Below are 24,190 nucleotides of genomic sequence, written 5' to 3' on the forward strand. Positions count from 1 at the left end.
TGTTGCTGGCAGACCGCGCCATATATCCGCTAGTCTACCGCCGCATCTCGGAAAGGGGAGCCGCATGAAGTGGTTTCTGATCCTTTGGGCCTGCCCGGTCATGTTCCTCACGTCGTGGTATGGTCTCTCCTACTACGACATGAGCTTCGGCTTCTTCATGCTGACGCGGCAGACCCATGATCTCGTGTTCCAGGTCTACGGCCATGTCCTCGGCATTCCGCCAGAGACGATCCCGCCGCTCGTCGCGCGTGCGATCGTCTTCGATAGTTTTGTGGTTTTTGCCATTATCGGCTTTCGCAAGCGCCGTGAGATCGCAGCCTGGTATCGCCGTCGTTTCGGTGCCGGCGTAGCTCAGTCCGAAAGGCCGTCCCTCGCGAGCGAAGCCAGCCTGTCGAGCGCGCCCTGAAGAATGAAGGAGGCGGCGGCCGAATCGATGCGTTCGGCCCGCTTCCGTCGCGACACATCCATTTCGATCAGCACACGCTCGGCCGCAACGGTCGAAAGCCTTTCATCCCAGAAGATGAAAGGCAGCGGCGTCTTTTGCTCCATGTTGCGCACGAAGGCGCGGGTCGCCTGACAACGCGGTCCCTCGCTGCCGTCCATGTTGACGGGCAGGCCGATGACGAAGGCTGCGATCTTTTCTTTTCCTGCCACTGACAGCAGCGCTTCCGCGTCCACCCCGAACTTGATCCGGCGGATCACCTCTCGGGGTGTTGCGAACCTGCGGCCGAGATCGGAGACCGAAAGGCCGATCGTCTTGGTGCCGAGGTCGAGCCCGGCGATCGCCTGGTTCTGTTGAAGCTGGGATGCCAGCTCTTCGATGGTGAGAATTGCCATGTCGGTGTCGATTCGATCTTTGCGCGGAGGGCTGTCTGTTCCATATGCTGTTCCGACACGCAAATCATCAGGGAGATCGTCATGAAGATCAAATGGCTCGGTCATGCCGCCTTTCACATCGAAACGGCAAAGTCCAAAATCCTCATCGACCCCTTCTTCACCGGCAATCCCGCCTTCAGGGACGAGGATCGCAGGGACGCGACCGCCGGGCTCACCCACATCCTCCTGACCCATGGTCATGGCGACCATGTCGGCGATACGATTGCGATCGCCAAGGAGACCGGTGCGACCGTGGTCGCCAATGCCGATCTCGCCGCCTGGCTCGGGCGGCATGGCGTCAAGGCGCTCGAAATGGGAAATACCGGCGGCACCATCAACCTCGGCGCGTTTTCAACGACCTTCGTCAACGCGCTCCATTCCTCGGCGCAGCTCACCGAGGACGGCGTTTCCCATTCGCTCGGCAATGCCAATGGCCTGGTGCTGCATTTCGAGGACGAGCCGACGCTCTACCACATGGGTGACACGGACATCTTTTCCGACATGGCGCTGATCAACGAATTGCACCAGCCGGAAATCGGCATCGTGCCGATCGGCGACCGTTTCACCATGGGCGGTGCGGTGGCGGCACTCGCCTGCCAGCGCTTTTTCAAGTTCTCGACGGCGATCCCCTGCCATTACGGCTCGTTCCCGATCATCGACCAGACCCCCGCGACCTTCGTTGCCGGCATGGAAAGTGCATCCACCAAGGTGGAGACACCTTACGTCGGCGTCGTCGTCGAGGTCTGATGTTGCGCCGGGCCTTTTGACGAGAGGTCCGGTACTCCGGCAATTCCCCCGTTGCGTGGCTCGCCGTGCGCCATTATAGCGGGGGAAGTTCCAGTTACCGGAGACGATCATGTCCGTAGACCTTGCCACCGTGAAGCGCGTTGCGCGCCTTGCCCGTATCGCCGTCAGCGAAGAGGAAGCCGAGCGGATGATGGGCGAGCTCAATGGCATCCTCGGTTTTGTCGAACAGCTCTCCGAAGTTAATGTCGATGGCGTCGAGCCGATGACCTCGGTCACGCCGATGGATATGAAGAAGCGGACGGACATCGTGTCGGACGGCAACAAGGCCGACGATATCGTTGCCAATGCGCCGAATTCCGATCGCAATTTCTTCCTCGTTCCGAAGGTGGTCGAGTAACCAGACCCCCTGCCGCCCCGACGTTCCCGATTGCGAAAGCCCGATTTCATCATGACCGACCTTATCAGCCTCACGATTGCCGAAGCCCGCGCGAAACTCGCCGCTAAGGAAATCACCGCCGTCGAACTGACGGATGCCTATATCGGCGCGATCGATGCCGCCAATGAGGCGATCAATGCCTATATCACTGTCACGCCGGACAAGGCGCGCGAGATGGCGAAGGCCTCTGACGCGCGCATCGCCGCCGGCAAGGCCGGTGCGCTCGAAGGCATCCCGCTCGGCATCAAGGATCTCTTCGGCACCGAGGGCGTGCACACGCAGGCCTGCAGCCATATCCTCGACGGTTTCGCGCCGCGTTACGAATCGACCGTGACCCAGAACCTCTGGAACGACGGCGCCGTCATGCTCGGCAAGCTGAACATGGACGAATTCGCCATGGGCTCGTCGAACGAAACGTCCTACTACGGTGCCGTGAAGAACCCCTGGCGCGCCAAGGGCTCCAATCTCGACCTCGTTCCGGGCGGCTCGTCCGGCGGTTCGGCTGCAGCCGTCGCTGCGCATCTCTGCGCCGGTGCCACGGCGACCGATACTGGCGGTTCCATCCGCCAGCCGGCCGCCTTTACCGGCACCGTCGGCATCAAGCCGACCTATGGCCGCTGCTCGCGCTGGGGCGTCGTCGCCTTCGCCTCGTCGCTCGATCAGGCCGGCCCGATCGCCCGTGACGTGCGCGATGCCGCGATCCTCTTGAAGTCGATGGCAAGCGTCGACACCAAGGATACGACCTCGGTCGATCTGCCGGTGCCGGATTACGAAGCTTCCATCGGCAAGTCGGTCAAGGGCATGAAGATCGGCATTCCCCGGGAATACCGCGTCGACGGCATGCCCGAGGAGATCGAGGCGCTCTGGCAGCAGGGCATCGCCTGGCTGAAGGACGCCGGCGCCGAGATCGTCGACATCACCCTGCCGCACACGAAGTATGCGCTGCCGGCCTATTACATCGTCGCTCCGGCGGAGGCTTCCTCGAACCTCGCCCGCTATGACGGCGTGCGCTACGGCCTGCGCGTCGACGGCAAGGACATCGTCGACATGTACGAGAAGACCCGCGCCGCCGGTTTCGGCCAGGAGGTCAAGCGCCGCATCATGATCGGCACCTACGTGCTTTCGGCCGGCTATTACGACGCCTATTATCTGCAGGCGCAGAAGGTCCGCACGCTGATCAAGCGCGACTTCGAACTGGCTTTCCATGCCGGCGTCGATGCGATCCTGACGCCCGCAACACCGTCCTCCGCCTTCGGCATTGCCGACGAGGACCTGGCGTCCGATCCGGTCAAGATGTACCTGAACGACATCTTCACGGTAACGGTCAACATGGCTGGTCTTCCCGGCATTGCCGTTCCCGGCGGCCTCGACCACAAGGGTCTGCCGCTTGGCCTCCAACTGATCGGCAAGCCGTTTGAGGAAGAGACGCTGTTCAAGACGGCGCATATCATCGAACAGGCCGCCGGTCGCTTCACGCCCACCAAGTGGTGGTAAGGCTTTGATGGCGGTGCCGGACAGGCGCCGCCACTGTTTCTGAAGGCGATCAGTCACTCTTGTCGCGGAAGGAGCCCGCGTCATGCCCGCCATCCGTCATGCCCGCGCCGGCGATGTCGACCGGCTGACGGCGATCGGTCTCGCCGCTTGGCAATCCGCCATTGCCGGTCTTGCCGATGGTGAGAGAATGCGGCGTGTGGCAGAAGCCTCGTTTTTCCGTTTTCTTTCCGATCACTGGTTGTCTGTTTTGCTGATCGAAGCCGAAGGCGGCATTCGCGGTTGGGTGGCGCGAGAGGACTTCGACAACGTGATATCCGACCTGTGGATCGAGCCGGCGGTCCAGGGCAGGGGCCTTGGCGCTTTGCTGCTCGGCGAGATCGAGCGTCGCATCGTTGCGGACGGGTTCGATGTCGCCACCACCAAGACCCATGCGCGCAACGACCGAGCCGTGACCTTCTTCCGCAACCGCGGCTACGGCGTGAGTTGGCTTTCCACCGCCTACGCCCCGCAACTCGACGGCGATGTCGAGTTCATCGGCCTGAGCAAAGTCCTCACCGAGCAAGACTAGGGCCGCCGACCCTGCGCATATCCGTGCATGGCTGCCACCCGGAAATGCGCAGCTTCCGGTATTGACGCAAGGTGAGGCTCCTCATCGCTTCACCTTGCGTGAAGTGCCAGCGATACCGGACATCATTCGATGCCCGGTATCGTCGGTTTCCGCCGCTCAGCGGTTGTTGAGTTCGGAGCGCACTAGCTGCAAACCGCGTTCCGTGATGCGATAGGGATTTCCGCCGGAAGACGATATCGCCTTCTTGCGCTTCAGCTTGCGGAAAAGGTCCAGGTCGAAGCCGGGGTAGACCCAGCCGTCACGGGTGAAGCAGCGGATCTCGGCGATCGCTTTGCTTTCGCGAATGATTTCGATGCGGCCGCCCTGGGCCAAATGATGAAGGATGCGCTGTTCAGCGCGCGAGATGTCCATTGTCTGAATGTTCCGGAAAAGCGTTCGGAAGAACGCAGGAAAACGTTCCGCAAATCACTGGGAAAGCGGGGTGACGTTTCCGGCCCGTGCGCGCAATCAAAGGAAGATTGCGAGGACGGGCCCTTACCGGGACTCAGGCGACGAAGTGAACATCAAAACTCCAGAAAGACGATGCTTTCCTAGAAGACGTTCGCGAGCGCGTCAAGGTGCCCCTGCAACGCCAGGGTGCTGATCACCGCGGCCGCCACCTGAAAAACGATGATGAGCGCCAGCCGAGTTCGGAATGGTTCCTTGCGCGTCTTGTGGCGAAATATGTGCCGGGCAGCCATCGCCCCTGGACTTCCGCCGAGAAAAGCAATCGTCAGCAGCGTCTGTTCGCTGACGCGCCAACGGCCCGCGCGCGCCGCCCGTTTGTCAAACCAGAACAGCCCGAAACTTAAGGTGTTGATGAGGGCTGCGAACGATATCAGTGCGGTGGTGGTCGACATCGGCAAATCTTGGCGCAAGGGTGCTAAACGATGGTTAAGCGGCGCTCCTAACGCGCGGCTGTCCGGAGATGGTGGCTCCATGCTGCCGAACAACTTGCACCGGCGGACCAATTGTTCTACCGAGAAACCAAGAATTCAGGCTTCAAAGAAGAGCATGATATGAGCATTGTCGACGTCCGCACCCCCGATCCGAAACGCTTCATCCCCGGCGCCACCGGCGACTGGGAAGTCATCATCGGCATGGAAGTCCATGCCCAGGTGCTTTCCAATTCGAAGCTGTTCTCGGGTGCCTCGACGGAGTTCGGCAATGCGCCGAATGCCAACGTTTCGCTGGTCGACGCCGCCATGCCCGGCATGCTGCCCGTCATCAACGAGGAATGCGTGAAGCAGGCGGTGCGCACCGGTCTCGGCCTCAAGGCCGCAATCAACAAGCGCTCGATCTTCGACCGCAAGAACTATTTCTATCCGGACCTGCCGCAGGGCTATCAGATCTCCCAGTTCAAGGATCCGATCGTCGGCGAGGGCAAGATCATGATTTCCGTTGGCCCTGATCGCCAGGGCCAGTTCGAGGACGTCGAGATCGGCATCGAGCGGCTGCATCTCGAGCAGGATGCCGGCAAGTCGATGCACGACCAGCATCCGTCCATGTCCTATGTCGACCTCAACCGTTCGGGCGTGGCGCTGATGGAGATCGTCTCCAAGCCGGACATGCGTTCGTCGGACGAGGCCAAGGCCTATATGACGAAGCTGCGTTCGATCGTGCGCTACCTCGGCACCTGCGACGGCAATATGGACGAAGGTTCCATGCGCGCCGACGTCAACGTTTCCGTGCGCCGTCCGGGCGAGGGCTTCGGCACCCGTTGCGAGATCAAGAACGTCAACTCAATCCGCTTCATCGGCCAGGCAATCGAGTACGAGGCGCGCCGCCAGATCGGCATCCTCGAAGATGGTGGCTCCATCGATCAGGAAACCCGCCTGTTCGATCCGAACAAAGGCGAGACCCGTTCGATGCGCTCCAAGGAAGACGCGCACGACTACCGTTACTTCCCGGACCCGGACCTGTTGCCGCTGGAGTTCGACGATGCTTTCGTTGAAGCTTTGAAGGCCGATCTGCCGGAATTGCCCGACGACAAGAAGGACCGGTTCGTTCGCGACCTCGGCCTTTCGGTCTACGATGCCTCGGTGCTCGTTTCCGAAAAGTCGATCGCCGACTACTTCGAGGCTGTAGCCGAAGGACGCGATGGCAAGATCGCCGCGAACTGGGTCATCAACGACCTGCTCGGCGCCTTGAACAAAGCCGGCAAAGCCATTGAAGAGACTCCCGTTTCGCCGGCTCAACTCGGCGGCATCATCGATCTCATCAGGGCCGAGACCATCTCGGGCAAGATCGCCAAGGACCTCTTCGAGATCATCTGGAACGAAGGGGGCGACCCGGCCGAGATCGTCGAAGCCCGCGGCATGAAGCAGGTGACGGACACCGGCGCCATCGAAAAGGCAGTGGACGAGATCATCGCTGCCAACCCGGACCAGGTCGCCAAGGTCCAGGCCAAGCCCTCGCTTGCCGGCTGGTTCGTCGGTCAGGTGATGAAGGCGACTGGCGGCAAGGCCAACCCGCAGGCCGTGCAGGCCCTCGTGAAGGCCAAGCTCGGCATCGAGGAATAAGCGATGTTCTTCGTGCGGACGGCCAGCGAGCGTGATCTCGAAAAGGTTCGCGCCCTGCTGGTCGAAACGTGGCATGCGACCTACGACACCTTCTACGGTGTCGAGAAGGTCAACGAACTGACGGAGCGCTGGCATTCGCTGCCGGCGCTGAAAACGCGGGTCGCGCGCAAGAACGCCGAGTTCCTGGTCGCAGATGACGGTCGCCAGATCGGCGGCATCGGGTTTGCGGCCATGTCCGACACGCAAGCCAAGACCGCCGTGCTGCATCAACTCTATGTGCTGCCGAAGTTCCAGCGGCAGGGCATCGGCCGCGACATCTTCGCCGAGCTCGAAACCTGTTTCCCGGATGCCGAGCGCATGCGCGTCGAAGTGGAGCCGCAGAACCTGCACGCGCTTGCCTTCTATCGGACGCATGGCTTCGCCGAGGTTGGCGAGACGGCCAACCATGGTGACGAGCAATCCGGTCTGCCGGCGATCATCCTGGAAAAGCGGCTTCTCGGCTAAGTGCCAGTCCTGGCAGATCCCTGTGGATAACTTCATCGGGGACGGCTCTGTCATGAAACCTTTGCACTGCAGTGCTTGGTCCGCCGTCGATGAACGAAGCGAGCCGAGGGAACCATGGACGCGATAGCCGAACTCTTGATCCGCAAGGCCGAGCGCGAAGATCTGTCCGCCATCGTGGCACTCTTTGCCGATGATCAGCTCGGTGGTCATGGCGATACGACCGCTCCGGAAGCCTTCGGAGACTACGTCGCCGCCTTCGAACAAATCGAAGCCTCGTCGCTGCAGACACTCTTTGTCGCGGTTCTTGCCCGGGAGATCGTCGGTACCTTTCAGACGGCGCTGCATACGTCGCTTTCCGGTCGCGGCAGCTCGAGCCTGATCGTCGAAGCGGTTCAGACGCGCGAGGATATGCGTGGCCGTGGGATCGGCGAACGCATGATGCGCCACGCGATCGCCGAGGCTCGCGACCGAGGAGCGAAGAAGGTCCGGCTGACGTCCAATGCTGTGCGCACCGACGCGCACCGTTTCTACGAGCGGCTCGGCTTCACGCGCAGTCACTTCGGCTTCCTCATGCCGTTGAAATGACGGCCTTTGCCTCGGAATCACTGGACAAGCCATGAGCGGCGGGGCATAAGCGGGAACATAGTTTTGGTATCTGGCCGCCTTCCCAACGGCCGGTCAAGGACGGCATCCATGAAGCTCCTGCTGCAGATTTTCACCTGGTGGAACGAACAGACGATCGGAACGCGCTTTCACACCTGGCGCCATGGTCAACGGGTCGGTCAAGACGAACTCGGCAATGTCTACTATCAGGGCGGCAAGGACTCAGAAGGCCGCACCCGCCGCTGGGTGATCTACAATGGCTATGCCGAAGCCTCCGCCATTCCGGCCGGCTGGCACGGCTGGATGCATCACCGAACCGACGTCTCGCCGGCCGATGAGAAATACACGCCGCGCGAATGGCAGAAGCCGCATCGCGCGAACCCGACCGGTACGGCCAGCGCCTACCGCCCGCAGGGCTCGATTGCAGCCACCGGCAAGCGTCCGCGCGTGACCGGCGACTACGACGCCTGGACGCCTGGCTCCTGAATAATCTGTTCTCAGAGACGACGACGGGCCGCGGAATAGGTTCCTCGATCACGGCGCGGCCACAATTGATGGTTAGCGCCTGAAATCCATCGACGATGAACAGGGCACGCGGGAGACAGGCGACAATGGCAGGTTCTGATCTGCGCAAAGCAATCGGCCAAGGAGCACGGCGGTTGGGCTTGTCCCTGCTTGCCGGTTTGCCGCTGATCGCCTCGGCGGGAGCCGTTGACGCGGCGCGCCTCTCCAATGCCGTCGCTGTCTTCTCCGGCATCGACAAGATCACCGGCCGCATCACCACCTTCGACGTCTATATTGGCGAGACGGTCCAGTTCGGCGCCCTCCAGGTGACGCCGCGCGTCTGCTACAGCCGCGATGATACCGAAGCGCAAAAGATCACGACCTTTGTCGAGGTCGAGGAGATCACGCTCGACCGCAAGATCCGCCGCATCTTTACAGGCTGGATGTTTGCCGATAGCCCGGGCCTGAACGCTGTGGAGCATCCGGTCTATGACGTCTGGCTGCAGTCCTGCAAGGCGACGTCCGATCTGCCGCCACCGGATACCGCGGCGAAGCAGTAATTCGCTGAGGCTGCCGGACATAAGAGCGGCAGCCTAACCCGTAATCGATCTACCTCATCACCTTGGCGCTATGCGCTTGGCGGTTCCTTGCGGCCCAACAGGCCCTTGAAGAAACGCATAGCCGCAGCACCTGCAATCACGACCAGCACGCCGCCCTTTTTCAGAAAGGCCAGCGCGACGGCAAGCAAGCCGGCCTTGGCAGCGACCTTGGCGCCGGCGCCGGCGGCAATAAGGCCCGCCATGCCATAGGCCGCGACGGCATCGCCCTCCTTAAAGTCTGCGTAAGCCTGCCCGGCGTCGAACTGCACCATGCCTGTAACACCCGGCAGTCCCGACTTGATTTCGTCGAGCTGCTCCAGCCCCGAAACGAAGTTCATCTGCAGCACGCCTTCTCTGCTGAGGATGCGAACAGAGTAGTTCAGGGTGTGGGGCGCGTTCGGATCCTTGCCGAAGATCAGGTCGCGTGCCCAATACATCGTGTGCGTTGCCAGATCGTAATGGGGAGGGGAGGCCCAGCCGACCAGCGTTATTGGATCGTAGCCCTGCTTCTCGCGCTCGATGTTGTTTTCGGCAGACGCTTCCTTCAGCTGTGCCAGCAGTTCGGTAAAATCGGTGGTCAGCGCATCCGCATCCGAGACGTACCCGTCCTTCAGGTAATCGATGACCGATCCCCAGGCTTTGTCGGCGTCAGGCGCATACTTGGCGGGAAACACCATGCCGAGATGACCCTCGGCAGAGCCCGGAGGATTGCCCCACAGGTCGACAAGGACCTTCTTTGTGTCGGCAGGATCCAGGAAATAGAACTCCGCTGGAATATCGAGCTGCGCCTGGGCTGCGGGCAGCGAGACCTTGCCCTGCTTGAAATCAAGCGACCCGACGATGGCCGAGTACTCAGGCGACAGGTTCGGTTCGCTGCCGAACATCTCGCGATATGTCTTTGCTTCCGCAATCGCGCTGGAAGCCATGAAAACCGACAATGCCAATATAAACTTGTTCATCCATGTGCCCTCGAAAACGGTTGAACTGTGGATGAACATGTGAGCGAAGTACATCTCCAGGTGGAGATATCCAACGAAGAGTATCCCGCTCTCAAGTGGAATCACTGGAAGCGGGAAGACGCTCTAGAAGGAAAGGTCTGGCGAGTTCATCGCGTTGCCGAGCATGATCTCGTACTCGGCCTTCGGCACATCGACCGCACCGAAAGATTTCAGATGCTCGGTCGTGAATTGGGTGTCCAGCAGCTCAAAGCCTCGGGCACGCAGGCGCTGCACCAGATGCACAAGGCAGATCTTTGAAGCGTCGGTGCGCCTTGAAAACATGCTTTCGCCGAAAAATGCCGAGCCGAGCGAGACACCGTAGAGGCCGCCGACCAACAGGTCGTCCTCCCAGGCCTCGACGCTGTGGGCGTAACCCATCGTGTGCAGCGTTGCGTAGAGGGTGCGGATCTTGTTGTTGATCCAGGTCGTCGGGCGGTCAGGGGCCGGGGCGGCGCAGCCTTCCATCACTGCTTCGAAGGCGGTGTTGAAGCGGATGTCGAAGGGTTTTCGGCGGATCGTCTTGGCGAGGCTGCGGGAGACGTGAAAGTCCGTGAGCGGGATAACGCCGCGAATTTCGGGCTCGACCCAGAAAAGCTCGGGGTCATCGGCCGAATCGGCCATAGGGAACAGGCCGATCGAATAGGCGCGCAGCAGCATGTCCGGTGTAATGTCGGGCTGCTTGCTGCGCGTCCCTTTCAATGTACGGTCCTTACTCGGACGTGGCGGCCAGATGCTTTTCCAGCCAATGGATATCGTAGTCGCCGTTGGCAATATCCTGATTATTGATCAGGTCCTGGAACAACGGAAGCGTGGTCTTGATGCCATCGATGACAAATTCATCAAGCACACGGCGCAGACGCATCATGCATTCGACGCGGGTACGCCCGTGCACGATCAGCTTGCCGATCAGGCTGTCGTAGTACGGCGGGATGCGGTAGCCCTGATAGGCGCCCGAATCGACACGTACGCCAAGACCGCCCGGAGCATGGAAATGCGTGATCGTGCCCGGGGAGGGGACGAAGGTGCGCGGGTCCTCGGCGTTGATGCGGCACTCGATGGCGTGTCCGGAGAACACGATGTCTTCCTGCTTGACCGAGAGGCCGCCGCCGGAGGCGACGCGGATCTGCTCGTGCACGAGGTCGATGCCGGTGATCGCTTCGGTGATCGGATGCTCGACCTGAAGACGGGTGTTCATTTCGATGAAATAGAACTCGCCGTTTTCGTAGAGGAATTCGATCGTGCCGGCGCCGCGGTACTTCAGCTTCTTCATCGCGTCGGCGCAGACCTGGCCGATCTTCATGCGCTGGTCGACGTTGAGGGCTGGGGAGTTTGCTTCTTCCCAAACCTTCTGGTGACGACGCTGCAGCGAGCAATCGCGTTCGCCGAGGTGCACCGCGTTGCCGGCACCATCGCCAACGATCTGGATCTCGATGTGGCGCGGCTTGCCGAGGTACTTTTCCATGTAGACGGCGTCGTTGCCGAAGGCAGCAAGCGCCTCGGCGCGGGCAGTCGAGACGGCTTCTTCGAGATCAGCCTCGGAGCGAGCGACCTTCATGCCGCGGCCACCGCCGCCGGCTGTTGCCTTGATCAGCACCGGGAAGCCGATCTTGCGGGCGACTTCAAGCGCGTTTTCCGGCTTCACTTCGCCATCGGAACCCGGAACGACCGGGATGCCAAGCTCCTGCGCCGTCTTCTTGGCGGTGATCTTGTCGCCCATGATGCGGATGTGCTCCGCCGTCGGGCCGATGAAGGTGATGTCGTGCGCTTCCAGGATTTCGGCGAACTTGGCGTTTTCCGACAGGAAGCCGTAGCCCGGGTGCACGGCATCGGCGCCGGTGATTTCGCAGGCAGCGACGATCTGGTGAATGTTCAGATAGCTATCGCGCGAAGGCGGCGGGCCGATGCAGACGCTCTCGTCGGCGAGGCGCACATGCATGGCGTCAGCGTCGGCCGTGGAATGAACGGCAACCGTAGCAATGCCGAGCTCCTTGCAGGCTCTGAGCACGCGAAGGGCGATTTCGCCGCGATTGGCAATGAGAATTTTCGAGATCATCGCCACGCCGCCTTATTCGATTACGATCAGCGGTTCGCCATATTCGACGGGGGCTGCGTCCTGGACGAAGATCTCGGTGACCTTGCCCGAGCGCGGAGCCGGGATCTGGTTCATCGTCTTCATGGCTTCGATGATCAGGATCGTCTGGCCTTCCTTGACGGTGGCGCCGACTTCAACGAAGGGGCGGGCGCCCGGTGCCGGAGACAGATAGGCGGTGCCGACCATCGGTGCGGTCACGGCGTTCTTCGATGCGCGGGCGCTCTCGGCGGCGGGAGCGGCGACAGCGTTTGCAGGGGCAACCGCTGGGGCTGCGGCAGGGAACTGGTAGGCCGGCATCTGCGGCATGGCCATCGGCATTGCAACCGGCGTGCCGTTGCGCGAGACGCGAATGCGCAAGTCGTCCTGCTCGACTTCGATCTCGGTCAGATCGGTGTCCTTGAGAATATTGGCGAGATCGCGGATCAGCGCCTGGTCGATACCTGGTTTCTTGTCAGCCATGGAATATGAGCCTCTTGTGTTCTTTTTATTTCGACGGATGTGTCAGGTTCTTTAGCGCATGCAGCGCAAGAATGTAACTCTGGGCACCGAAGCCGCAGATGACGCCTTTGACAGCCGGCGCGATCATCGACTTGTGACGGAATTCCTCGCGCGCATGGATGTTCGAGAGGTGGAGTTCGACGACTGGAATGCCGATGGCGCGGATGGCGTCGTGAAGTGCGATCGACGTATGGCCGTATGCCGCCGGATTGATCGCCACGCCGGCGGCGACGCTGCCGGCTTCATGCAGCCAGTCGACCAGCGTGCCCTCATGGTTCGATTGGCGGAAATCGACCTCGAAACCGAGCGTCTTGCCCTCCGCCTTGCACATGGCCTCGATATCGGCGAGCGTCTGGCCGCCATAAATACCCGGTTCGCGCTTGCCCAGCGCATTCAGGTTGGGTCCGTTCAGCACGAAAATGGTCGATGGCATAAGGGATTCCGGTCCGGTGATGGAGGGTTACCTATAGACTGATGGTCCCGCGAGGAAAAGCCCTTTGGGCCCCCGCGGGATTTGTCCACAGTCATGGGAAGGTTTGTCAGCAGGCCGTCTTGCCGCATTCGCGCATATTGGAGACCTTGCCCTCGATCTCTTCGGCGCCGACGGCACCAAAGACCGCTTCGTTACCGATGACATAGGACGGTGTGCCGGTGATGCCGAGGTCGTTGGCAAGCCCATAGGCCTCGCGCACGGCCGCATCATGCGGCTCCTTTTCCATCTTGGCGCGCAGGTCCTTCTCCGAGACGCCAAGCTTTGCGGCAACTGCAATTGCGGTCTCTTCCGTGGCACGATCTTCGCCGCCGAGCAGCGCACGATGGAAGTCGCCGTACTTTTCCGGAGCGACCAGGCGGAACGCGGCGCTCACCTTGTGGGCGGCAAGCGAATCCGGACCGAGGATCGGCAGTTCCTTCAGCACGAAACGGACGTTCTTGTCCTTGGCGAGGATGTCATCCATGTCGGAGAGGGCGCGTTTGCAATAGCCGCAATTGTAGTCATAGAACTCGACGATGGTGACGTCGCCCTTGGGATTGCCAAGGACCATGTCATAGTCGGAGTTGAAGATCGCCTTCTTGTTCTCGGTGATCGCGCTCTCGGCAGCTTCCTGCTGTTTGGCGCGCTGTTTCGTCGTCAGCGCCTCCTGGACTTCAAGCATGATCTCCGGATTGGCGATCAGGTACTCCTTGATGAAGGCGCCGATCTCTTCCTTCTGCTTCGCGTCGAGCGCAAACGCGCTTTGCGGCAGGCTGACCCCGGCCACGAGCGCTGCGAGCGTCCCGGCGGCAATCATCTTGGTGCTGAAATTCATTTCTACCTCGTTGTCCTTGCGTGTCCTGTGTGTCGTTCATCCCCCGTCGTCACGTCAACCGGCAGTTCTGAAAGACAACAGGATTCCTCGTATCCGCAATATGCTGGCAGCATAGGGTGGGTGCCGCGGAAACGAAACGGCAAAATCGGCGGAAATACGGCACTCGCGGACTTGTGAAGGTCAATTTCATCGGGCAAAGGGGCTGGAGAACAGCCGCTTATCGAGGATTTTCCGTTGGTAGACTTGTCAAAACGCAGCGCCGTCGAACCTTTTCACGCGATGGATGTGCTGGCGGAGGCGACCCGCCGCCGTGATGCCGGCCACCCGGTGATCTCGATGGCCGTCGGGCAGCCTGCCCACCCGGCGCCGCAGGCGGCTCTCGAAGCTGCGCGCAACGCACTCCAACATGGGCGCCTTGGCTATACCGACGCACTCGGCACTCTGTCGCTGCGAACCGCGATCGCCCGCCACTACGAGAAGCGCCACGGTATCGCGCTCGATCCGCAGCGGGTGGCAGTCACCACGGGATCGTCCGCCGGCTTCAATCTCGCCTTCCTTGCGCTCTTTGATCCTGGCGATTGCGTCGCCATCGCGCGGCCCGGCTATCCGGCCTACCGCAACATCCTCGCCGCTCTCGGCCTGACAGTGGTCGAGGTCGAGGCCAATGCCGAGACCGGCTTCACGCTGACGCCGGAAAGCCTGAAGCGGGCCGCTGCAAAGGTCGGCCGGCCGCTGAAGGGCGTATTGCTGGCAAGCCCAGCGAACCCGACCGGCACCGTGACGGGGAGGGCCGGCCTCAAAGCGCTGGCCGACTATTGCCGCGCGGAGAAGATCGCGTTCATTTCGGACGAGATCTATCACGGGCTGACCTTTGCCGGCGAAGAGGCGAGCACGCTGGAGGTTGCCGACGAAGTGATCGTCATCAACTCCTTCTCGAAATATTACTGCATGACCGGCTGGCGCATCGGCTGGATGGTGTTGCCGGCCGATAAGGTGCGGGGCTTCGAGCGCATCGCCCAGAGCCTTTACATTTCGCCGCCGGAACTGTCGCAGATCGCCGCTGAAGCGGCGCTTGACGCGCATGAGGAACTCGACCGCTACAAGGCTGCCTATGCGGTCAATCGGGACATGCTGCTGAAGCGCCTACCGGAGATCGGCTTCTCGATCGCTTCGCCGATGGACGGTGCCTTCTATGCCTATGCGGATGTCAGCCGCTTTACCAATGACAGCATGGCCTTTGCCCGGCGGATGCTCGCCGAGATCAATGTCGCGGCAACGCCGGGATTCGACTTCGATCCGTTGGAAGGGCATCGCACCATGCGCTTTTCCTATGCCGGCGCGGAGGCTGACATGGTCGAGGCAATGGAGCGGATAGCGCGCTGGCTTGCCTGATTGCCCGGCGGAATGGGCAGGGGAGCGAAGACGCCCCGTCTGCTGTGACTATCACCCGTAAAAGAAAAGGCCCGGAGCGATCCGGGCCTTTCTATTTATGATCTTTCGCGTCCAACGCTTCGGCGTCAGGATCCCGGTTCGGCTTCGAGCCAGGACCAGAAGCTTCTTCTTAGAAGAAGCCGCGGCGCTGCCACCAGCCGCCCTTCTTGGGCTTGGTCGGGTCTTCTTCTTCGCCTTCGGCCTTCGGAGAGCTCGAGGTCACGACAGGCTCCGAGGCGATCTTCGAAAGGTCGCGGTTCGCGCGTGCCGGCTTGGTTTCCGCGAGGTCGGCCGCAGCCTCTTCCACCGCCTCGGCGGCGACATCGACGCCTGCCGGCTGGTCTTCGATAACCGCCTGAGCGACTTCATCGACGGTTGCGACCGGTTCTTCGGCCTTTACCGCCTTCTTGCGGGTCCGCTTCGGCTTGGCCGGCTTGGCCTCGACAGCCTCGGCTTCCGCGACGACTGCCGCGGTTTCCTCGACGGCGACGGCTACTTCGATCTCTGCGGCAACGGCCGGCGCGTCTACGGCTTCGGGCTCGTCGGCGTCGTCACCTTCGGCATCGGCCTCGATCTGGCCTTCGCCTTCACCTTCGCCCTCCGGACGATTGCGGCGGCCACCGCGCTTGCCGCGGCGGCGACGCTTGCGCTTCTGCTCGCCGTCAGCGGTTGTGGCTTCGGCATCGACACCCTCGTCGTCCGCATCACCTTCGTCGGCGTCGTCATCGACATCGCCTGCCGCTTCGGACGCCTGGCCGACGGCACCTTCGGCCTGCTGGCCACCCTTGCCGCGACGGCGGCGACGGCGCTTGCGCTTGCGTCCACTCTGGTCGTCGGAGGATTGGGCAGCCTTCGGCTGCTCCTGGCGCGGCTCGCTGACGACTACTTCGGCTTCTTCTTCGTCGAGATCCTCTTCGATCACGACGTCTTCTTCTTCTTCCGGCTCCGGCTGGAAGTGCAGGAGCTGCTCGATCTTGACCGGGTTTTCGACCGGTTCGCCGCGATCGATCGCGAAGTGCTGCGCGCCGACATGGGCGTCAGCCTCGATGATGATCGAGACGCCGAAGCGGGCTTCGTAGTCCATGATCGTGCCGCGCTTCTGGTTGAGCAGGTAGAGCGCGATATCCGGGATGGTGCGCACGGTAATGTCGTGCGTGGTGTTCTTCAGCAGATGTTCCTCGACGCCGCGCAGCACGTGCAGGGCGACGGAGGACTGCGAGCGAACATGACCAGTGCCGTTGCAGTGCGGGCACGTCTGCATCGTCGATTCGAGCACCGAGGCGCGAATGCGCTGACGCGACATTTCGAGCAGGCCGAAATGCGAGATGCGGCCGACCTGGATGCGGGCGCGATCGTTCTTCAGGCAGTCCTTCAGCTTCTTCTCGACGGCGCGGTTGTTGCGCTTTTCTTCCATGTCGATGAAGTCGATGACGACGAGGCCGGCAAGGTCGCGCAGGCGCAGCTGGCGCGCCACTTCTTCGGCAGCCTCCAGGTTCGTCTGCAGCGCCGTGTCTTCGATCGAGTGCTCGCGCGTCGAACGGCCGGAGTTGACGTCGATCGAAACCAGCGCTTCGGTCTGATTGATGATGATGTAGCCACCGGACTTCAACGTCACCTGCGGCTGCAGCATGCGGTCGAGCTGCGCTTCGATACCGGAGCGCGAGAAGATCGGATGCACGTCGCGATAGGGCTGAACCACCTTGGCGTGGCTCGGCATCAGCATCTTCATGAAGCCCTTGGCTTCCTTGTAACCTTCCTCGCCGGAAACGATGATCTCGCCGATATCCTTGTTGTAGAGATCGCGGATCGAGCGCTTGATCAGGCTGCCTTCCTCATAGACGAGGCAGGGGGCCGTGGAGTTCAGCGTCAGCGTGCGGACGTTTTCCCACAGGCGCATCAGGTATTCGAAGTCGCGCTTGATCTCGACCTTGGTGCGATTCGCACCCGCGGTACGCAGGATGACGCCCATGCCCTGCGGCACTTCGAGGCCGCGCGCGATTTCCTTCAGGCGCTTGCGGTCCTGCAGGTTGGTGATCTTGCGGGAGATGCCGCCGCCGCGTGCCGTGTTCGGCATCAGGACAGAGTAGCGGCCGGCCAGCGACAGGTAGGTCGTCAGCGCCGCGCCCTTATTGCCGCGCTCTTCCTTGGCAACCTGGACGAGCAGGATCTGGCGACGCTTGATGACTTCCTGAATGCGGTACTGCTTGCGCGGCTTGCGGACCTGGCGATCCGGAACCTCTTCCATGGCGTCTTCGGCGCCGACGGATTCGATGATTTCCTTTTCGCCATCGTGGCTGTCGTCATCATCGTCGTCGTCGTCATGGCGACGGCGGCTGTCGACGTCTTCGGAGATCGCGTCGGTATCGACCATCGCGGCCATTTCGCCGCCGTTGCTTTCGTCGCCATCGACGGAAGCGGCAGCCGCTTCTTCCGCAGCCTTGGCCTTGGTCTTGCGGGTGCGCTTCGGCTTTGCCTTGGGCTTTTCGGCCGGCACTTCCTCTTCGACCACCGGTTCGGCGGCGACGGCTTCTGCCGGCTGCGCCTCGACTTCGGTCTCCGCTACGACCTCGAGGTCGACGGGAACGGAAAGTTCGCTCGCCGGCGCCGGGGCGGTTTCGACATGTTCGATGTCGTCGTCGCGTCGCGCTTCTTCGGCTTCGGCCTTCAGCAGTGCCTGACGGTCGGCAAGCGGAATCTGGTAGTAGTCGGGGTGAATTTCGGCAAAGGCCAGAAATCCGTGGCGGTTACCGCCGTAGTCGACGAAGGCGGCCTGCAGCGAAGGCTCCACTCTGGTGACCTTCGCCAGATAGATATTGCCGCGGATTTGCTTCTTATGTTCCGACTCGAAGTCGAACTCTTCTATGCGGTTCCCGCGTACGACAACGACGCGCGTCTCCTCGGAGTGAGACGCATCGATAAGCATTTTCTCTGCCATCTAAGCTGTGCTCCTCGGCGCACCAGCGGAACGGGAGACAGACCTGCTTCCTTGGGAAGACTGCCAAACACGTCGGAAGGTGCGCCGGATATGAAAGTTCCTGTTTGGTGCAGGCGATGGTGCAGCAGCCAGACGACAGCCGGAACACCTGTGTCCCGGGGACGCTCTACTTCTGACCGATACTGCTGAGTCAACATCAATGACCAAACAAGAATGCCAATGTCCAAGGTCTCATGAAGACCCAATGAATTCGCCCGCTTGCGGGCGTTGGTGAAAAATCACCATCAAGAACTCCGGCCACCGCCGGAAATTTGCGATCCAGTGTACGAGGAGGAAATGCAGCGACGGCGGATGAACACCTTGCGACCGCGGAAGTGCGATGCGTTTAACCGGTTGATCCGGTTCGACCACTCCCTGGCGCCAAGCTTTGGAGAAGCTCCGGCTGCCCGGTCGACTGTTCTATCCCGTCAACACTTTCTCCTTGTGACGCTTTTATGTTTTCTATGTCACATTGGCAAGGGAAAAGCCCGTGCCGCCACAATAATGATCGATTCGCTTGTCCACGTGGAGTAGGCCGGCAAATGATGAATCGATGGCGCCGGTGCGAGGTGGAAGATGGCCTTTGTCAAGCTTTGATTAACCATAAGGGTTCATTGATCAAGGTATGCGTTTGGTGGCCGCATCGGCCGCCGTCTGGTTTTGAGAAAGTGGCGGGGAGCCCAAGGTGAAGCCTTTGGCGGTTTGTATGCGCGGTTCGCTGTTGTCGTTGATGTCGCGGATGGGTTGGCGTTTGTTCGGTGCTTCGGTGCTCGTCGGCGGTCTCCTCCTGAGCGTGCCGGCCGCTCGTGCTGCCGAGCCGGGCCCGTTGCTCGCCTTTGGCGCGCGGATCGCCGGCGACGACGCGCGCACCCGGGTCGTCGTCGAGTTCGACCGCAAGCCGGATTTTTCCGTTCATTACGTGGCCGACCCCGTTCGCGTAGTCGTCGACCTGCCGGAAACAGCCTTCGGCCTGAAGGCGGATAGTCTCCAACCGCGCGGCCTGTTCGACGCGATCCGCTACGGCGGCATGGGCGCGGGCAATTCCCGTATCGTTCTTTCCGCGAAGGGGCCTGTTGCGGTAACCCATGCGGAGGTGATCGCGGAGGAGGGGGGCAAGGGCTACCGCCTGGTTATCGACGCCGAACGGGTCGACCAGACGCGCTTCGATGCACTTCTCGGCGAACAGCAATGGACCGGTTCCGTCGCTGCGACGAAAACCGACAGACCTGTGGCCGTTGCGCCCACGAAAGACGGCGGCCCCTTCATCATCGCGATCGATGCCGGCCACGGCGGCATCGACACCGGTGCGCTTGCCGCCGAGACGAAAACGGAAGAGAAACACGTCACGCTGGCCTTTGCCCAGGATCTCGTCGAGGCCCTGAACAAGAGTGCCGGGATCGAGGCTTTTCTCACCCGCGACAAGGATGTTTTTCTCTCGCTGCCGCAGCGCGTACAGATTGCCAGGAACAAGGGCGCCAATCTTTTCATCTCGCTCCATGCCGATGCGCTCCGCCAGAAGGACATCCGCGGCGCTACGGTCTATACGATCTCCGACAAGGCGTCGGACCATCTGGCGGCAAGCCTTGCCGCTCGCGAAAACCTTTCGGACGAAATCGCCGGTGTACCGCTTCAGAGCGAGCCCGCGGAGGTCGCCGATATCCTGATCGATTTGACCCGCCGCGAGACGCAGGCCTTTTCGGTCAACATGGCGCGCGCAGTCGTTTCCTCTTTCGAAGGTCAGATCAATCTCATCAACAACCCGCACCGCTTCGCCGGGTTCCGCGTGTTGCAGGCACCCGACGTGCCGTCGATCCTGCTGGAACTGGGCTTCCTGTCGAACAAGGAGGATGAGAAATTGCTGCTGGATCCGGAATGGCGCAAGAAGGTTTCGGAGCGTCTTGCCGTCGCGGTTCAGCGTTATCGCGAGCAGGCGGTTGCCAGCGGCGGCTGACGTTTGAAGGCATGCCCAGGAACGAAGTGATTTGTGTCGCCTTGGTAACAGCGTTATGCTTTTCAACTGGATGCGCACGCGATAATCGAAAACAGCCCTATTTTACGCACATTCCGGGACCTAACCGGAATTGCGCCCGGATTTGTTGAGAAACGAGTTGAAGCCCGGGGTTCCTCGCCATATGAGGAGCCGGGCTTAGCGGGTTGCTGCGATGCCAGACGATTTCTGACGGAAGAGTTTGGTCGGACCGACGCAATTAAGCCGGCGGGACAGCGCATGGACTGTCGCTCGGCGGTCCGGCAATTGAACGATAATTAAGGTACCGGTATCTGACTGATGATCAGGCTGATTGGATATTTCTTCGGGATTGGTGCGTTTCTGCTGCTTGGCGTGGCTGGAGCCGTGGCGCTTTATCTGGGCGTCGTCACCAAGGATCTACCGGACTACGAGGTGCTGGCGAAATACTCGCCGCCTGTAACGACGCGCTTTCATGCCGGCAATGGCGCGCTGATGGCGGAATATGCCCGCGAGCGGCGTCTCTATCTGCCGATCCAGGCGATTCCTGATCGCGTCAAGGCAGCCTTCATCTCGGCCGAAGACAAGAATTTCTATCAGCATCCGGGTGTCGATATCACCGGTCTCGCCCGCGCCATCGCGGTGAACCTGCAGAACTTCGGCTCCGGCCGCCGCCCGGTTGGGGCGTCGACGATCACGCAGCAGGTGGCAAAGAACTTCCTGCTGAGCTCGGACCAGACGATCGACCGCAAGGTCAAGGAAGCAATCCTTTCGTTCCGCATCGAGCAGGCCTACAGCAAGGACCGAATCCTTGAGCTCTATCTCAATGAGATCTTCTTCGGCCTGAATTCCTACGGTATTGCCGGTGCGGCGCTGACCTATTTCGACAAGTCGGTGACCGAGCTTACCATTGCCGAGACCGCCTATCTCGCAGCACTGCCGAAGGGACCGGCCAACTATCATCCGTTCCGCAAGACCGAAGCCGCCATCGAACGCCGCAACTGGGTGATCGACCGCATGGTCGAGAACGGCTATGTCACCAAGGCCGACGGCGAAGAAGCCAAGAAGCAGCCGCTCGGTGTCAACCCGCGCCGCGGCGGCGCGCATCTCTTCGCGTCAGATTTCTTCGCCGAGGAAGTCCGCCGGCAGATCATTCAGAAATATGGCGACAACGCGCTCTATGAGGGCGGCCTGTCGGTTCGCACCTCGCTCGATCCGCGTCTGCAGATCGCGGCGCGTAAGGCGCTGCAGGCGGGTCTGCTGACCTACGACGAGCGCCGAGGCTTCCATGGTCCGGTCAAGTCGATCGAGATCGGTGGCGATTGGGGTGAGCCGCTCGGCGCGGTCGTTGCCTTCAGCGATGTGCCGGAGTGGAAGCTCGCGGTTGTTCTCTCTGTCGACGCACAGGGCGCCGAGATCGGCATCCAGCCGGAGAAGGAAGCTTCGGGCAAGATCGTGGCCGAGCGCGTCACGGGACACATCTCCGCGAAGAACATGCAGTGGGCCTATCGTTCGGCGACTGGCGACCGCAAGTCGGCGAAGTCTCCTGAGGGCGTCTTTGGCGCCGGCGACGTTGTCTACGTCGAGCCGCTCGCCGAAAAGGGCGAATATCGCCTGCGCCAGCCGCCGAAGGTGCAGGGCGGCCTGGTCGCCATGGACCCGCAGACCGGCCGTGTTCTGGCGATGGTCGGCGGCTTCTCCTATGGCCAGTCGGAATTCAACCGCGCGACGCAGGCGATGCGTCAGCCGGGTTCGTCCTTCAAGCCCTTCGTCTACGCCGCAGCACTCGACAACGGCTACACGCCGGCATCGGTCATCCTCGATGCCCCGATCGAAATCGTCGCGGGCGGTCAGGTCTGGCGTCCGGAAAACTATGGCGGCGGCTCGGCCGGTCCGTCGACGCTGCGCCTCGGCATCGAGAAGTCGCGCAACCTGATGACGGTTCGCCTCGCCAACGACATGGGCATGAACCTGGTTGCCGAATATGCCGAGCGTTTCGGCATTTACGACAAGATGCCGCCGCTGCTCGCGATGTCGCTGGGCTCCGGCGAAACGACGGTTCTGCGCATGGCCTCGGCCTATTCAGTGCTCGCCAACGGCGGCAAGCAGATCAAGCCGTCGCTGATCGACCGTATTCAGGACCGCTACGGCAAGACGATTTTCCGGCATGAGGACCGTACCTGCGACAACTGCAATGCGGGTGATTGGCAGAGCCAGGAAGAACCTGTCCTGACCGACAATCGCGAGCAGGTGCTCGACCCCATGACCTCCTACCAGATCACGTCGATGATGGAGGGCGTGGTGCTGCGCGGCACGGCCGCCGGCAAGATCAAACTCGATCGTCCGGTTGCCGGCAAGACCGGCACGACCAATGACGAAAAGGACGCCTGGTTCGTCGGCTACACGCCCGACATGGTTGCCGGCCTCTACCTCGGCTTCGACAATCCGGCCCCGCTCGGCCGCGGTGCCACCGGCGGCAGCCTCGCAGTGCCGATCTTCAACGACTTCATGCAGGAAGCCGTCAAGGACACCCGCCCGAGCAAGTTCGTTGTTCCCGAGGGCATGAGCATGGTCGCCGTCAACCGCAAGACCGGCATGGCCGCCCAAGAGGGTGAGCCGGACACGATCATCGAGGCCTTCAAGCCCGGCACCGGCCCGGCTGACACCTTCTCGGTCATCGGCGGGCTCGATCAATACGTGCCGCCAGAGGAAATCCTGAAGAACTCGCCGCAGGCGAACCAGGCGGTGACCTCGGGCTCCAACGGTCTGTTCTAAGCCTTTCCCCTCTCGCGATGCCCGCCGCCTTTACATCAGCGGCGGGCATCGCTATTTGACGCTCAATTTCATATCGGGTTCACAAGAAGCAGGATTATGCGCAGCGAAATCGAGAACATTGTCGACGAAATCAAGCAGGCCATAAGCCTGCTGAGGAGGCATCTTTGACTGGGATCAGGCGGTAAGACGACTGGACTGGTTGAACAACAAGGCGGAAGATCCGACCTTGTGGAACGATGCTTCGGAAGCACAGAAGCTGATGCGCGAGCGCCAGCAACTCGACGACGGCATCAATGGCCTGCGCCGCTTCGAGCAGCAGCTCAACGACAACATCGAACTCATCGAGCTCGGCGAGGAAGAGGGCGACGCGGCGATCATCGCGGATGCCGAACAGGCGCTGCGTGAACTGCGCAACGAAGCGGCCAAGAAGCAGGTCGAGGCCATGCTTTCTGGCGAGGCCGATCAGAACGACACCTATCTCGAAGTGCATTCCGGCGCCGGCGGCACCGAAAGCCAGGACTGGGCCAACATGCTTCTGCGCATGTACACCCGTTGGTCCGAGCGCCAGGGATATAAGGTCGAGCTTCTTGAAATCCAGGACGGTGAAGAAGCCGGCATCAAGTCTGCGACGCTGCTCGTCAAGGGCCACAATGCCTATGGTTGGCTGAAGACCGAATCGGGCGTGCATCGCCTCGTTCGCATTTCGCCCTATGACAGCAATGCGCGCCGCCACACCTCGTTCTCGTCGATCTGGGTCTACCCGGTGGTCGACGATTCGATCCAGATCGACATCAACGAGAGTGACTGCCGCATCGACACCTACCGGTCGTCTGGTGCCGGTGGCCAGCACGTCAACACGACCGACTCGGCTGTGCGTATTACGCATATGCCGTCCGGTATCGTTGTGCAGTGCCAGCAGGAGCGCTCACAGCACAAGAACCGGGCCAAGGCCTGGGACATGCTGCGTGCGCGTCTCTACGAGTCGGAGTTGAAGAAGCGCGAAGAGGCGGCAAACGCCGAGGCTGCGTCAAAGACGGATATCGGCTGGGGCCACCAGATCCGCTCCTACGTTCTGCAGCCTTACCAGCTGGTCAAGGACATGCGCACCGGGGTCGAGAGCACCGCACCGGGCGATGTGCTCGACGGCGAGCTCAACGAGTTCATGGAGGCGGCGCTTGCGCACCGTGTCAGCGGTGGCGCGGATGCAGTCGTCGACGATTTGAACTAAGCGTCGCTGCGAGAGTTCTTGAATTGAAG

General features: G+C 61.5%; 24 protein-coding genes. 14 read left to right on the top strand and 10 right to left on the bottom strand.

From position 1 onward, the window contains the following. The first annotated feature begins 64 nt into the window (after positions 1-64). Complete coding sequence (locus tag BLU35_RS05120) at positions 65-406, top strand: DUF6105 family protein (RefSeq protein WP_057252279.1); 342 nt, start codon at positions 65-67, stop codon at positions 404-406. On the opposite strand, the gene ruvX is transcribed toward BLU35_RS05120, so the two are convergent. Then, entirely contained in the window at positions 352-837 is a 486-nt protein-coding gene (gene ruvX / locus BLU35_RS05125) for a Holliday junction resolvase RuvX (RefSeq protein WP_057252278.1), read from the bottom strand. The genes BLU35_RS05120 and ruvX overlap by 55 nt on opposite strands. An 81-nt stretch (positions 838-918) precedes the next feature. Here ruvX and BLU35_RS05130 point away from each other — a divergent pair, with 81 nt between their 5' ends. The 4 genes from BLU35_RS05130 (at position 919) to BLU35_RS05145 (ending at position 4,121) form a co-directional block, all read left to right on the top strand. After that, positions 919-1,623 carry a metal-dependent hydrolase gene (locus BLU35_RS05130; RefSeq protein ID WP_057252277.1) on the top strand — a complete coding sequence of 235 codons (705 nt, stop codon included), beginning with the start codon at positions 919-921 and terminating at the stop codon, positions 1,621-1,623. A gap of 109 nt (positions 1,624-1,732) precedes the next feature. Next, entirely contained in the window at positions 1,733-2,020 is a 288-nt protein-coding gene (gene gatC, locus BLU35_RS05135; protein ID WP_093232275.1) for an Asp-tRNA(Asn)/Glu-tRNA(Gln) amidotransferase subunit GatC, read from the top strand. A gap of 51 nt (positions 2,021-2,071) precedes the next feature. Next, positions 2,072-3,553, top strand: coding sequence for an Asp-tRNA(Asn)/Glu-tRNA(Gln) amidotransferase subunit GatA (gatA, locus tag BLU35_RS05140; RefSeq protein WP_093232276.1), 1,482 nt, complete (start codon positions 2,072-2,074; stop codon positions 3,551-3,553). Positions 3,554-3,635: 82 nt separating this feature from the next. Next, entirely contained in the window at positions 3,636-4,121 is a 486-nt protein-coding gene (locus tag BLU35_RS05145) for a GNAT family N-acetyltransferase (protein WP_093232277.1), read from the top strand. Positions 4,122-4,277: 156 nt separating this feature from the next. Here BLU35_RS05145 and BLU35_RS05150 read toward each other — a convergent pair whose 3' ends face one another. Continuing rightward, positions 4,278-4,532: a YjhX family toxin gene (locus BLU35_RS05150; protein ID WP_093232278.1), complete on the bottom strand. Its 255-nt coding sequence runs from the start codon at positions 4,530-4,532 to the stop codon at positions 4,278-4,280. A gap of 179 nt (positions 4,533-4,711) precedes the next feature. Beyond that, positions 4,712-5,020 (bottom strand): DUF1294 domain-containing protein, encoded by a 309-nt coding sequence (locus tag BLU35_RS05155; RefSeq protein WP_093232279.1) that lies wholly within the window; start codon positions 5,018-5,020, stop codon positions 4,712-4,714. Positions 5,021-5,179: 159 nt separating this feature from the next. Here BLU35_RS05155 and gatB point away from each other — a divergent pair, with 159 nt between their 5' ends. From gatB to BLU35_RS05180, 5 genes are all read left to right on the top strand, one after another. Next, positions 5,180-6,682: an Asp-tRNA(Asn)/Glu-tRNA(Gln) amidotransferase subunit GatB gene (gene gatB, locus BLU35_RS05160; RefSeq protein WP_093232344.1), complete on the top strand. Its 1,503-nt coding sequence runs from the start codon at positions 5,180-5,182 to the stop codon at positions 6,680-6,682. Between the two features lie 3 nt (positions 6,683-6,685). Then, positions 6,686-7,186: a GNAT family N-acetyltransferase gene (locus BLU35_RS05165; RefSeq protein WP_093232280.1), complete on the top strand. Its 501-nt coding sequence runs from the start codon at positions 6,686-6,688 to the stop codon at positions 7,184-7,186. 114 nt (positions 7,187-7,300) lie between these two features. Beyond that, positions 7,301-7,771 (top strand): GNAT family N-acetyltransferase, encoded by a 471-nt coding sequence (locus tag BLU35_RS05170; protein ID WP_093232281.1) that lies wholly within the window; start codon positions 7,301-7,303, stop codon positions 7,769-7,771. A gap of 108 nt (positions 7,772-7,879) precedes the next feature. After that, a complete protein-coding gene (locus BLU35_RS05175; RefSeq protein WP_057252270.1) occupies positions 7,880-8,275 on the top strand; it encodes an NADH:ubiquinone oxidoreductase subunit NDUFA12 in 396 nt (131 codons plus the stop codon). 125 nt (positions 8,276-8,400) lie between these two features. Next, positions 8,401-8,853 (top strand): DUF2155 domain-containing protein, encoded by a 453-nt coding sequence (locus BLU35_RS05180; protein WP_057252269.1) that lies wholly within the window; start codon positions 8,401-8,403, stop codon positions 8,851-8,853. A gap of 68 nt (positions 8,854-8,921) precedes the next feature. Here BLU35_RS05180 and BLU35_RS05185 read toward each other — a convergent pair whose 3' ends face one another. From BLU35_RS05185 to BLU35_RS05210, 6 genes are all read right to left on the bottom strand, one after another. Then, positions 8,922-9,851, bottom strand: a complete 930-nt coding sequence (locus BLU35_RS05185) for a DUF2167 domain-containing protein (RefSeq protein ID WP_093232345.1) — start codon at positions 9,849-9,851, stop codon at positions 8,922-8,924. Positions 9,852-9,974: 123 nt separating this feature from the next. Then, a complete protein-coding gene (gene aat / locus BLU35_RS05190; RefSeq protein WP_057252268.1) occupies positions 9,975-10,589 on the bottom strand; it encodes a leucyl/phenylalanyl-tRNA--protein transferase in 615 nt (204 codons plus the stop codon). Positions 10,590-10,599: 10 nt separating this feature from the next. Continuing rightward, positions 10,600-11,943 (bottom strand): acetyl-CoA carboxylase biotin carboxylase subunit, encoded by a 1,344-nt coding sequence (accC, locus tag BLU35_RS05195; RefSeq protein WP_057252267.1) that lies wholly within the window; start codon positions 11,941-11,943, stop codon positions 10,600-10,602. A gap of 12 nt (positions 11,944-11,955) precedes the next feature. Further along, the gene (accB, locus tag BLU35_RS05200; RefSeq protein WP_093232282.1) at positions 11,956-12,441 is read right to left on the bottom strand and encodes an acetyl-CoA carboxylase biotin carboxyl carrier protein; all 486 of its coding nucleotides are present in this window, start codon (positions 12,439-12,441) and stop codon (positions 11,956-11,958) included. 25 nt (positions 12,442-12,466) lie between these two features. Beyond that, positions 12,467-12,913: a type II 3-dehydroquinate dehydratase gene (gene aroQ, locus BLU35_RS05205; RefSeq protein WP_058321467.1), complete on the bottom strand. Its 447-nt coding sequence runs from the start codon at positions 12,911-12,913 to the stop codon at positions 12,467-12,469. Between the two features lie 106 nt (positions 12,914-13,019). Further along, positions 13,020-13,787, bottom strand: a complete 768-nt coding sequence (locus tag BLU35_RS05210) for a DsbA family protein (RefSeq protein WP_057252264.1) — start codon at positions 13,785-13,787, stop codon at positions 13,020-13,022. Between the two features lie 234 nt (positions 13,788-14,021). Between BLU35_RS05210 and BLU35_RS05215 the strand changes: the two genes are divergently transcribed. Next, complete coding sequence (locus BLU35_RS05215) at positions 14,022-15,179, top strand: pyridoxal phosphate-dependent aminotransferase (RefSeq protein WP_093232283.1); 1,158 nt, start codon at positions 14,022-14,024, stop codon at positions 15,177-15,179. 169 nt (positions 15,180-15,348) lie between these two features. On the opposite strand, the gene BLU35_RS05220 is transcribed toward BLU35_RS05215, so the two are convergent. Next, a complete protein-coding gene (locus BLU35_RS05220; RefSeq protein ID WP_058321466.1) occupies positions 15,349-18,153 on the bottom strand; it encodes an Rne/Rng family ribonuclease in 2,805 nt (934 codons plus the stop codon). Between the two features lie 778 nt (positions 18,154-18,931). On the opposite strand from BLU35_RS05220, the gene BLU35_RS05230 reads away from it, so the two are divergent. The 3 genes from BLU35_RS05230 to prfB all read left to right on the top strand — a co-directional run bounded on the left by BLU35_RS05230 (position 18,932) and on the right by prfB (position 24,161). Next, positions 18,932-20,143, top strand: a complete 1,212-nt coding sequence (locus BLU35_RS05230) for an N-acetylmuramoyl-L-alanine amidase (RefSeq protein WP_353615014.1) — start codon at positions 18,932-18,934, stop codon at positions 20,141-20,143. Between the two features lie 336 nt (positions 20,144-20,479). Further along, positions 20,480-22,933 carry a penicillin-binding protein 1A gene (locus tag BLU35_RS05235; RefSeq protein ID WP_093232285.1) on the top strand — a complete coding sequence of 818 codons (2,454 nt, stop codon included), beginning with the start codon at positions 20,480-20,482 and terminating at the stop codon, positions 22,931-22,933. A gap of 96 nt (positions 22,934-23,029) precedes the next feature. Next, a protein-coding gene (gene prfB / locus BLU35_RS05240) for a peptide chain release factor 2 (RefSeq protein WP_112995481.1) occupies positions 23,030-24,161 on the top strand; the annotation gives its coding sequence in 2 pieces (ribosomal slippage) (positions 23,030-23,098 and positions 23,100-24,161; 1,131 coding nt in all). The last annotated feature ends 29 nt before the right edge of the window (positions 24,162-24,190 follow it).

The organism is Sinorhizobium sp. NFACC03, from assembly GCF_900103435.1.
Classification (GTDB): domain Bacteria; phylum Pseudomonadota; class Alphaproteobacteria; order Rhizobiales; family Rhizobiaceae; genus Ensifer.

Coding starts and splice junctions, on each gene's coding strand:
- gatC (WP_093232275.1), top strand. CDS start 1,733: ATGTCCGTAGACCTTGCCACCGTGAAGCGCGTTGCGCGCCTTGCCCGT.
- BLU35_RS05165 (WP_093232280.1), top strand. CDS start 6,686: ATGTTCTTCGTGCGGACGGCCAGCGAGCGTGATCTCGAAAAGGTTCGC.
- BLU35_RS05155 (WP_093232279.1), bottom strand. CDS start 5,020: ATGTCGACCACCACCGCACTGATATCGTTCGCAGCCCTCATCAACACC.
- accB (WP_093232282.1), bottom strand. CDS start 12,441: ATGGCTGACAAGAAACCAGGTATCGACCAGGCGCTGATCCGCGATCTC.
- BLU35_RS05180 (WP_057252269.1), top strand. CDS start 8,401: ATGGCAGGTTCTGATCTGCGCAAAGCAATCGGCCAAGGAGCACGGCGG.
- BLU35_RS05185 (WP_093232345.1), bottom strand. CDS start 9,851: ATGAACAAGTTTATATTGGCATTGTCGGTTTTCATGGCTTCCAGCGCG.
- BLU35_RS05150 (WP_093232278.1), bottom strand. CDS start 4,532: ATGGACATCTCGCGCGCTGAACAGCGCATCCTTCATCATTTGGCCCAG.
- BLU35_RS05235 (WP_093232285.1), top strand. CDS start 20,480: ATGATCAGGCTGATTGGATATTTCTTCGGGATTGGTGCGTTTCTGCTG.
- BLU35_RS05230 (WP_353615014.1), top strand. CDS start 18,932: ATGGGTTGGCGTTTGTTCGGTGCTTCGGTGCTCGTCGGCGGTCTCCTC.
- BLU35_RS05220 (WP_058321466.1), bottom strand. CDS start 18,153: ATGGCAGAGAAAATGCTTATCGATGCGTCTCACTCCGAGGAGACGCGC.
- gatB (WP_093232344.1), top strand. CDS start 5,180: ATGAGCATTGTCGACGTCCGCACCCCCGATCCGAAACGCTTCATCCCC.
- aroQ (WP_058321467.1), bottom strand. CDS start 12,913: ATGCCATCGACCATTTTCGTGCTGAACGGACCCAACCTGAATGCGCTG.
- BLU35_RS05175 (WP_057252270.1), top strand. CDS start 7,880: ATGAAGCTCCTGCTGCAGATTTTCACCTGGTGGAACGAACAGACGATC.
- accC (WP_057252267.1), bottom strand. CDS start 11,943: ATGATCTCGAAAATTCTCATTGCCAATCGCGGCGAAATCGCCCTTCGC.
- gatA (WP_093232276.1), top strand. CDS start 2,072: ATGACCGACCTTATCAGCCTCACGATTGCCGAAGCCCGCGCGAAACTC.
- BLU35_RS05170 (WP_093232281.1), top strand. CDS start 7,301: ATGGACGCGATAGCCGAACTCTTGATCCGCAAGGCCGAGCGCGAAGAT.
- BLU35_RS05210 (WP_057252264.1), bottom strand. CDS start 13,787: ATGAATTTCAGCACCAAGATGATTGCCGCCGGGACGCTCGCAGCGCTC.
- BLU35_RS05130 (WP_057252277.1), top strand. CDS start 919: ATGAAGATCAAATGGCTCGGTCATGCCGCCTTTCACATCGAAACGGCA.
- ruvX (WP_057252278.1), bottom strand. CDS start 837: ATGGCAATTCTCACCATCGAAGAGCTGGCATCCCAGCTTCAACAGAAC.
- BLU35_RS05145 (WP_093232277.1), top strand. CDS start 3,636: ATGCCCGCCATCCGTCATGCCCGCGCCGGCGATGTCGACCGGCTGACG.
- BLU35_RS05120 (WP_057252279.1), top strand. CDS start 65: ATGAAGTGGTTTCTGATCCTTTGGGCCTGCCCGGTCATGTTCCTCACG.